Source organism: Streptomyces sp. NPDC056600, assembly GCF_042792855.1.
In the GTDB taxonomy this organism is placed as follows: domain Bacteria; phylum Actinomycetota; class Actinomycetes; order Streptomycetales; family Streptomycetaceae; genus Streptomyces.
Genome location: NZ_JBHTVQ010000113.1, coordinates 1 through 9,354, shown reverse-complemented (window position 1 = coordinate 9,354; position 9,354 = coordinate 1). Strand labels below are relative to the sequence as shown.

Below are 9,354 nucleotides of genomic sequence, written 5' to 3'. Positions count from 1 at the left end.
CTCCCGGGGAGGGCGGCCGGCCTGTCGGCCCCCCGCCCGCAGCAGGCTCTTTCGCGAGGAGGTCCCCACGGATGACCAGTACGGTCCCCGCCACCACGACCCGGACGGCCGAGGAGTCGGGCCTCCAGGCGGTACTGCTCGACATGGACGGCACCCTCGTCGACACGGAGGGTTTCTGGTGGGACGTGGAGAGAGAGGTCTTCGGAGCGCTGGGGCACCGGCTGGACGAGTCCTGGCGTGAGGTGGTGGTCGGCGGGCCGATGAGCCGCAGCGCCGGCTTCCTCATCCAGGCCACCGGCGCGACCATCGGACTGGAGGAGCTGTCCGTCCTGCTCAACCAGGGCTTCGAGGCGCGCATCGAGGAGCACCTGCCGCTGATGCCCGGCGCGGCCCGCCTGCTCGCCGAACTGCACGCCCACGACGTCCCGACCGCACTGGTCTCCGCCTCCCACCGCCGCGTCATCGACCGTGTGCTCACCGCGCTGGGCGCCCACCACTTCCGCCTCACCGTGGCCGGCGACGAGGTGCCGCGCACCAAGCCGCACCCCGACCCGTACCTGCGGGCCGCGGCCGGACTGGGCGCCGATCCTGCCCGTTGCGCGGTCGTCGAGGACACCGCCACCGGGGTCGCCGCCGCGGAGGCGGCCGGCTGCCAGGTGGTCGCGGTGCCTTCCGTCGCCCCCATGCGCCCGGGACCGCGGCGCACCGTCGTGAAGTCGCTGGAAGAAGTCGACCTGGGATTCCTGCGCTCGCTGATCCTGCCCCGCCGAGGGACTGCTCCCACCGAATAGGCGCAGCCCGTCCACGAATTGTTCACGCTCCTTCGGTGCGGCAATGACGGGCGTCGCTTCCGCGGAATACCGGAAAGCGGTGACGCCGTCGCGGGAAGGTCCTCTTTCCCGTCGTTCATTCCTGTGACCTTCGCCACGTCGAGGTGGTCCGGCACCTGCGGTGATCCGGACAGATGGGCTCGATACGCCTGCCCGCGCGGGGCGTTCGCGCCCGATTTGGGGAACTGCCGCACGAATCCTTCCCCGGGGCACTTGCCGCTGCGTCCACGGCCGGTTCCGAAGCGTTACGGCAATTCGGAACCGGTCGCTTCCGAGGGCCCGGGCGGTGGCGGCTAATGTCGGCCGCGAGAAACATTCCCCCCTCCCGCGGCCCGACGCGCCACACCCCCGGCCGACGGGACCCGCGGAAATAGACAGCCTGGAGACGTCCGAGCATGAACCGCAAGACTCTGGTGCTGCCGGCCGTGATCGGTCTGGTCGCTCCGCTGATGGCCGCCTGCGGCGGGTCCGACAGCGGTTCGGACGGCGCGCCGGTCAGAGTCGGCACCACGGACCAGGTCGCCTCCACGGCGGACGCCCCCGCACCGCTCGACCCCGCCTACGCCTACGACGTCGGCTCCTGGAACGTCCTGCGCCAGTCGCTGCAGACCCTCCTGGTGCAGCCGAGGGGCGGCGGCGACCCGCAGCCCGAGGCCGCCGAGAGCTGCCGCTTCACCGACACCGGCAACGAGCGCTACTCCTGCACCCTGCGCAAGGGCCTGCGGTTCGCCGGCGGCGACGCCGTCACCGCCGAGGACGTGAAGTACTCCGTCGAGCGGGTGCTGCGGATCGACTCGGACAGCGGCGTGGCCGGTCTGCTGAACGGCGTGGACGCCGTGGAGACCCGGGGCGACCGCGAGGTGGTCTTCCACCTGAAGGCCGCGGACGCCACCTTCCCGTACAAGCTCTCCACGCCGGTCGCCTCCATCGTCGACCCGGACGAGTACCCCGCCTCCGAGCTCCGCGAGGGCTTCGGCGTCAGCGGTTCCGGCCCGTACACCCTCGAGTCGAAGGTCGAGGACGGCACCCTGGCGAAGGCGGTCTTCACCCGCAACCCGGACTACCGGGGCTCCCTCGAGGTGGCCAACGAGGAGGCGGAGCTGGTCGCCTTCGCCGACGCCGAGGCGATGAACGCCGCGATGGCGGACGGCGAGATCGACGTCATGTCCCGCACCCTGACGCCCCAGCAGGTCACGAAGCTGGACGCCACGAAGGACGACGGCATCGAGCTCGTGGAGATGTCCGGGCTCGACATCCGCTACCTGGCCTTCGACACCGACGCCCCGGCCGTCCAGAACAAGGCGGTCCGGCAGGCGGTCGCCCAGGTCGTGGACCGCAGCGAGCTGGTCGCCCGGGTGTACGGCGCCCAGGCCGAGCCGCTCTACTCGCTGGTGCCGGCCACCCTCACCGGGCACTCCAACAGCTTCTTCAACAAGTACGGCGAGCCCAGCGCCGCCAAGGCCGCCAAGATCCTCGCCGAGGCCGGCATCAGCACCCCGGTGCCGATCGACCTCCACTACACGGTGGACCACTACGGCTCCGCCACGGCCGAGGAGTTCGAGGTGCTGGCCGAACAGCTCCGTGACAGCGGACTGTTCAAGGTCGGCGAGCCCAAGGGCGCGCAGTGGAAGGAGTTCCGCCCCGCGTCCATGAAGGGCCGGTACGAGGTCTGGGGCATGGGCTGGTTCCCCGACTTCCCCGACGCGGACAACTACCTCGCCCCGTTCCTCGAGAAGAAGAACTTCCTCGGTTCCCCCTACTCCAACCGCAAGGCCCAGCAGGTGCTGATCCCCCAGTCGCGCCGCGAGCGCGACCGGGCCGACGCCGTGCTGAGCCTGACCGAGATGCAGGAGATCGTCGCCGAGGACGTCCCGGTGCTGCCGCTGTGGCAGGGCAAGCAGTACATCGCCGCCCGCGACGGCGTCACCGGCACGGCCTACGCGCTCAACAGCTCCTCCAACCTCCAGTTGTGGGAGCTGAGCCGAGGCGTCGGCTCCGAATGATCCACCCTCCCGCCGGGCCCACGAGGACCGGCGGGAGTCGTCCCTCCGCACCGCGGACGGGCTCGGCCGAGCCCGGTTTCCGTTCCGAACGCACGACAAGGCACATCACGTGAAGAGACATCATCGGTGGCCGGTGAGGCCCGCGTCGGCCGCACTGGCGGCGGTCCTGCTCGCGGGCTGCGGTACGGGGGAGGAGTCGGCGCGGAGCACCGACTCCGAGGTCGTCGTCGGCATGACCGACGACGTGCTCGCCACCGACCCGGCCTCGGGCTACGACCCGGGTTCCTGGCTGCTGTTCAACAACGTCTTCCAGTCGCTCCTCTCCTTCCCGCGCGGCGCCATCGAGCCGGAGCCGGAGGCGGCGGAGGAGTGTCACTTCGCCGACCAGAAGGCGCGGGTCTTCCAGTGCACCCTGCGCGAGGGGCTGGAGTTCAGCAACGGCGACCCGTTCACGTCCGAGGACGTGAAGTTCACCTTCGACCGCATGCTGAAGATCGACGACCCGTCCGGCCCGGCCGTCATGTTCGCCTCGCTGGACGAGGTCGAGGCGCCGGACGAGACGAAGGTCGTCTTCCGCCTGAAGTTCCCGGACGCGACCTTCCCCAGCAAGATCGCCTCGGGCGCCGGATCGATCGTCCCGCGGGGCGAGTACCCGGCCGACAAGCTGCGTGAGGACGGCAAGGCCGTCGGCTCGGGCCCCTACCGGCTCGACTCCTTCGACGACGACGAGGCCGTCTTCTCCCTCAACGAGGGGTACAAGGGCACCGCGCAGACGCGCAACGAGGGCGTCACCCTCAAGCTCTACCACGGCGACCGCACGCACCTGAAGGACGCCCTGACCGAGGGCGAGGTGGACGTGGCCTACCGAGGCCTGTCCGCCGGCGACATCGCGGACATCGAGGAGAGCGCCGACCGCCACGAGGAGATATCGGTCCTCGAGGGGTCCAGCGCCGAGGTCCAGCACCTGGTCTTCAACGTCAAGGACCCGGTCGTCGGCAACCCGGGCGTCCGCAAGGCCATCGCCTACCTGCTCGACCGCGAGGCCCTGATCGACCAGGTCTACGAGCAGACCGCCACGCCGCTCTACTCGATCGTCCCGGCGGGCATCAACGGCCACAACACCGCCTTCTTCGACACCTACGGCGGCAAGCCCTCCAAGGCCGCCGCCCAGCAGGCGCTGACCGAGGCGGGCGTCACCAGCAAGGTGAAGCTGACGCTGTGGTCCACCCCGGACCGCTACGGCCCGTCCACGGACCAGGAGTTCGCGGCGATCGCCAAGCAGCTCAACGACAGCGGACTGTTCCAGGCCGACGTGAAGTCGGTGAAGTTCGACAGGTACGAGAAGGACATCGCCGACGGCAAGTACGGCGTCTACGTCAAGGGCTGGGTGCCGGACTACCCGGACCCGGAGAACTTCACCGCCCCGTTCTTCGGCGAGGGCAACGTCCTCAGCAACAACTACGAGAACAAGACCATCACCGAGGACCTGATCCCGGCGACCGGCGCCCAGCGGGAGCGGGCCTCCACCACCCGCGACTACGGGGAGCTGCAGGACATCGTCGCCGAGGAGCTTCCGCTCCTGCCGATCTGGCAGGCCAAGCAGTACGCGGTCGTCCGCGACGGCGTGTACGGCCTGGAGAAGTGCCTGGACGCCTCGACGGTCTTCCGGTTCTGGGAGATCAGCAAGGACGGCAGCTGACCGCACGCGGCACGCGGTACGCGGCACGTTGTACGACGGCGCCCCCGCCACCCGGTCTCCCGGGTGGCGGGGGCGCCGTCGTCGTGCGTCCTCGTGCGTCCTCGTGCGTCGTCGTGCGGGGCCCGCGGCCGGTCAGCGGCCGCCGGGACGCACCAGGCCGCTCTCGTACGCGTAGACCGCCGCCTGCACCCGGTCCCGCAGCCCCAGCTTGGTCAGCACGTGGCCGACGTGGGTCTTCACCGTGGTCTCGCCGACGAACAGGTCCGCGGCGATCTCCGCGTTGGACAGCCCGCGCGCCACCAGCTTCAGCACCTCCACCTCACGCTCGGTCAGCGTGCGCAGCGCGTCCGGCACGGTCTCCTCGCCGGACGGCAGATGGGTGGCGTACTTGTCGAGCAGCCGCCGGGTGACGCTCGGGGCCAGCATCGCCTCGCCCGCCGCCACCACCCGGATCGCCTGCACCAGTTCGTGCGCCGGGGCGTCCTTCAGCAGGAAGCCGCCGGCGCCCGCCCGCAGCGCCTCCACCACGTACTCGTCCAGGTCGAAGGTGGTCAGCACCAGCACCCTGGCCGGTCCGTCCCGCTCCGGTCCGGTGATGCGGCGGGTCGCCTCCACGCCGTCCATCCGCGGCATCCGGATGTCCATCAGCACCACGTCCGGCTGCAGCGCCCGGACCTGCTCCACCGCCTGCCGGCCGTCACCGGCCTCGCCGACGACGGCGATGTCCGGTTCGGCCTCCAGGATCATCCGGAAGCCGGTGCGCAGCAGAGGCTGGTCGTCCACCAGCAGGACACGGATCGCCACCTGAGATCTCCCTCGTTCATCGCCCGGCGCGCGTCCCCCGGCGGCCGGCCCGGCTCATTCTGCCGTGCCCGGCCGGGGCGCGGGCAGGGTGACCGGCAGCGGGTACGGCGGGGGAGTACCGCCGAACTCGGGGCAGTGCGCCTGGTGGTCGCACCAGTCGCACAGCTTCCCGCGGCGCGGCCGCCAGTCGCCGGTCGCGGTCGCCTGCGCGATCGCCTCCCACAGCGCGAGCAGCTTGCGCTCCACCCGCCGCAGATCCTCGGGGGCCGGGTCGTACGTCACCACGTCGCCGCTGCCGAGGTAGACCAGCTGGAGCCGGCGCGGCAGCACCCGCTTCAGCCGCCACACCACCAGGGCGTAGAACTTCATCTGGAACAGGGCCTCCTCCGCGTACTGCGGGCGGGGGGCCTTGCCGGTCTTGTAGTCGACGATCCGCACCTCGCCGGTGGGCGCCACGTCGACCCGGTCGATGATGCCGCGCAGCCGCAGACCGGACTCCAGCTCCGTCTCCACCGTGAACTCGCGCTCCACCGGCTCCAGACGGGTCGGGTCCTCCAGCGTGAACCAGCGCTCCACCAGCCGCTCGGCCTCCTCCAGCCAGCGGGCGAGGCGGACGCCGTCGGGGTCGTCGGCGAACAGCTCGGCGACCTCGGGGCGGCTCTCGCGCAGCCGCTGCCACTGTCCGGGCAGCAGGTCGCGGGCGCGCGGCGCGGTCCGCTCGGCGGCGGGCGCGTCGAAGAGGCGCTCCAGCACCGCGTGCACCAGCGTGCCACGGGTGGCCGCCTCGCTGGGCCTCTCCGGCAGCCGGTCGATCACCCGGAAGCGGTAGAGCAGCGGGCACCGCATGAAGTCCGCGGCGCGCGAGGGGGACAGCGACCGCGGCGGCGCGGGGGCGCGGGGGCCGGCCGGGGCGGCCCCCGGCGTGTTCTCCGGGGCGGCTCCCGTCGCGGCGTCCGGGGTGGTCACCGGGGCTGCGTCCGGGGTGTCGTCCGGGGTCCCGGCGGGGTCGGCGGTGCTGGTCTCCATGGCCTCAGACCTTACGGCCCCGCGCGGACAGCGGGGGCACGGAACGGACATGGGCACGGTCACAGGGGGAAAGGCTCAGGGGGGTGCCAAGGCGTGCGAAGCGGGCTCCGCCGCATACCATCGACCTCGAGCCGCTCCACCGCACGCGGGCGCGTGGAGGGCGACGCTTTTCGATCGAGGGGACTGACGGCGTGGAGCAGAGCGGCGCGAGCGAGGATCCGCGGCCCGAGGGCGACGCCACGCCGCCCGCCCCGCCCGCGAAGCCCGCCCCCGCGTCGCTGCCCGAGGAACCCGACGCCGGCGCGAGCGCGCGGGACGCGGGTGAGGCGGAGGGCTCCGCGGAGCCCGGCGGCGGCGCGGACGAGCCCGGTGGCGCGGACGAGCCCGGTGGCGCGGACGAGCCCGGTGGCGCGGACACGCCTGGCGGCGCCGGGCATCCGTCACCGGAACAGCCTCCGGCCGGCCCCGCAGGCGTCCGGCCCGAGGAACCCGTGGCGGGCGACGGCGAGCGCGCGCGGCCCCGTGACGCCGAGCCCGCGACCCCGGACGGGGAGGAACGGTCCGGCGAGGAGGAGCGGGCGGCGTCGAAGGTGGAGGAGCCGCCCACGGAGGCTCCGGTCACTCCCTCGGGCCGCACGCTCGCCCAGGGCCACGGCTCCGCCCCCAAGGGAGCGGGCCGGCCGGGCGGAGCGGAGGACCACGAGAAGGAGACCCGCGGCGGACTGCTGATGGGGCGCCCCTTCGGCGTGCCCGTCTACGTCTCGCCCAGCTGGTTCCTCGTCGCCGCGCTGATCACCTGGGTCTTCGGCAACCAGCTCGAGCGGATCCTCCCCGACCTCGGCGCCGCCCGGTACCTGGTCTCGCTGTTCTTCGCCGTCGCCCTCTACGCCTCGGTGCTGGTGCACGAGCTGGCGCACACCGTCGCCGCCCTCCGCTTCCAGCTGCCGGTACGCCGCATCCAGCTCCAGTTCTTCGGCGGCTACTCCGACATCGGCAAGGAGTCCGAGACCCCCGGCCGCGAGTTCGTGCTGGCCTTCGTCGGCCCGCTGCTCTCCCTGGTGCTGGCCGGCGTCTTCTACCTGTCCCTGTTCGCCGTGGAGCCCGGCACCGTGCCCGGAGTGCTGCTGGCCGGCCTGATGATCTCCAACCTGATCGTCGCCGCCTTCAACCTGCTCCCCGGCCTGCCCCTGGACGGCGGCCGGATGCTCCGCGCCGTGGTCTGGAAGATCACCGGCAGGCCCATGGCCGGCACCGTCGCCGCGGCCTGGGCCGGCCGGGCGCTGGCCGTCGCCGTCCTCATCGGCTTCCCGCTGCTCACCCGCTCCGGCGCCGTCGGCCAGGCCGAGACCGACGGCATGGACACCGTCCTGGACGCCCTGCTCGCCGCCATCGTCGCCGCGATCATGTGGACCGGCGCGGGCAACAGCCTCCGCATGGCCCGGCTGCGCGAGCGCCTGCCCGAGCTGCGCGCCCGCACCCTGACCCGCCGGGCCGTCCCCGTGCAGCCGGACACCCCCGTCTCCGAGGCGCTGCGCCGCGCCAACGAGGCCGGCGCCCGGGCCCTGGTCGTGGTGGACGCCGCGGGCGAGCCGCTGTCCCTGGTGCGCGAGACCGGCATCGCCGGGATCCCCGAGCACCGGCGCCCCTGGGTCGCGGTGAGCACCCTGGCCACCGACCTCACCGAGGGCATGCGGGTCTCCGCCGAGCTGGGCGGCGAGGAGCTGCTGGAGACCCTGCGCGCCGCCCCCGCCACCGAGTACCTGGTGGTGGAGGAGTCCGGCGCGATCTACGGCGTCCTGTCCGCCGCCGACGTCGAGAACGCCTTCGTGAAGGCGATGGCCCGCCGCGGCTGACCGGCCCGTCCCGCCGCGGCTGACCGGCCCGTCCCGCCGCGGCCGACCGGGCCGGTCGGGACACCCTTCACGGACCGGTAGGCTGGTCACATGTCCGAACCGACCGGTGCCGCCCGCAGGCGCGGGCCCTTCAAGGTCGGGGACCAGGTTCAGCTGACCGACCCCAAGGGCCGCCACTACACGTTCACGCTGGAAGCGGGAAAGAACTTCCACACCCACAAGGGTTCCTTCCCGCACGACGAGCTGATCGGCGCCCCCGAGGGCAGCGTTGTCCGCACCACGGGGAACGTCGCCTATCTGGCGCTGCGCCCCCTGCTCCCCGACTACGTCCTGTCCATGCCCCGCGGCGCCGCCGTGGTCTACCCCAAGGACGCGGGGCAGATCCTCGCCTTCGCCGACATCTTCCCCGGCGCCCGCGTCGTGGAGGCCGGCGTCGGCTCGGGATCGCTCAGCTCCTTCCTGCTGCGCGCCATCGGCGACCAGGGCATGCTCCACTCCTACGAGCGCCGCGAGGACTTCGCCGAGATCGCGAAGCAGAACGTGGAGCGCTACTTCGGAGGCGAGCACCCCGCCTGGCAGCTCACCGTGGGCGACCTCCAGGACAACCTCAGCGACACCGAGGTCGACCGGGTCATCCTCGACATGCTGGCCCCCTGGGAGTGCCTGGAGGCCGTCTCCAAGGCGCTCGTCCCCGGCGGCATCCTCTGCTGCTACGTGGCCACCACCACGCAGCTGGCCCGCACCGTCGAGTCCATCCGTGAGATCGGCTGCTTCAACGAGCCGACCGCCTGGGAGTCGATGATCCGCAACTGGCACATCGAGGGCCTCGCGGTCCGCCCGGACCACCGGATGATCGGCCACACCGGCTTCCTGCTCACCGCCCGCCGCCTCGCGGACGGCGTCGAGCCGCCCATGCGCCGCCGCCGCCCCGCCAAGGGCGCCTACGGCGAGGACTACGCCGGCCCCAACGCCGACGGCGGCTCCCGCTAGTCCTACCCCACCCCGGCGTACGGGCCTCGCCCGCACGCCCCCGCAACTCCCCGGGGGCGCCGGGGGGGGTGGGGGCGCCCCCCCGGCGCCCCCCCCCCGGGGGCCCGGGGGGGGGGGGGGCCCCGGGGGGGGGGGGGGCGCGGGGCGCC

General features: G+C 72.8%; 7 protein-coding genes. 5 read left to right on the top strand and 2 right to left on the bottom strand.

Annotated elements, in window-relative coordinates; all coding sequences use genetic code 11:
- The first annotated feature begins 71 nt into the window (after positions 1 to 71).
- From ACFRAV_RS30770 to ACFRAV_RS30760, 3 genes are all read left to right on the top strand, one after another.
- The gene (locus ACFRAV_RS30770; protein WP_382560732.1) at positions 72 to 791 is read left to right on the top strand and encodes an HAD family hydrolase; all 720 of its coding nucleotides are present in this window, start codon (positions 72 to 74) and stop codon (positions 789 to 791) included.
- Between the two features lie 434 nt (positions 792 to 1,225).
- Positions 1,226 to 2,833, top strand: a complete 1,608-nt coding sequence (locus ACFRAV_RS30765) for an ABC transporter substrate-binding protein (protein WP_382560730.1) — start codon at positions 1,226 to 1,228, stop codon at positions 2,831 to 2,833.
- 109 nt (positions 2,834 to 2,942) lie between these two features.
- Positions 2,943 to 4,532 (top strand): ABC transporter substrate-binding protein, encoded by a 1,590-nt coding sequence (locus tag ACFRAV_RS30760; RefSeq protein WP_382560727.1) that lies wholly within the window; start codon positions 2,943 to 2,945, stop codon positions 4,530 to 4,532.
- Positions 4,533 to 4,664: 132 nt separating this feature from the next.
- Here ACFRAV_RS30760 and ACFRAV_RS30755 read toward each other — a convergent pair whose 3' ends face one another.
- Both ACFRAV_RS30755 and ACFRAV_RS30750 read right to left on the bottom strand, forming a co-directional pair.
- Positions 4,665 to 5,336, bottom strand: a complete 672-nt coding sequence (locus tag ACFRAV_RS30755; protein WP_382560723.1) for a response regulator — start codon at positions 5,334 to 5,336, stop codon at positions 4,665 to 4,667.
- Positions 5,337 to 5,390: 54 nt separating this feature from the next.
- Positions 5,391 to 6,362: a RecB family exonuclease gene (locus ACFRAV_RS30750; RefSeq protein ID WP_382560720.1), complete on the bottom strand. Its 972-nt coding sequence runs from the start codon at positions 6,360 to 6,362 to the stop codon at positions 5,391 to 5,393.
- A gap of 191 nt (positions 6,363 to 6,553) precedes the next feature.
- On the opposite strand from ACFRAV_RS30750, the gene ACFRAV_RS30745 reads away from it, so the two are divergent.
- Positions 6,554 to 8,215 carry a site-2 protease family protein gene (locus ACFRAV_RS30745; RefSeq protein ID WP_382560717.1) on the top strand — a complete coding sequence of 554 codons (1,662 nt, stop codon included), beginning with the start codon at positions 6,554 to 6,556 and terminating at the stop codon, positions 8,213 to 8,215.
- Between the two features lie 90 nt (positions 8,216 to 8,305).
- Positions 8,306 to 9,205: a tRNA (adenine-N1)-methyltransferase gene (locus tag ACFRAV_RS30740; RefSeq protein WP_351112553.1), complete on the top strand. Its 900-nt coding sequence runs from the start codon at positions 8,306 to 8,308 to the stop codon at positions 9,203 to 9,205.
- Positions 9,206 to 9,354 lie beyond the last annotated feature (149 nt).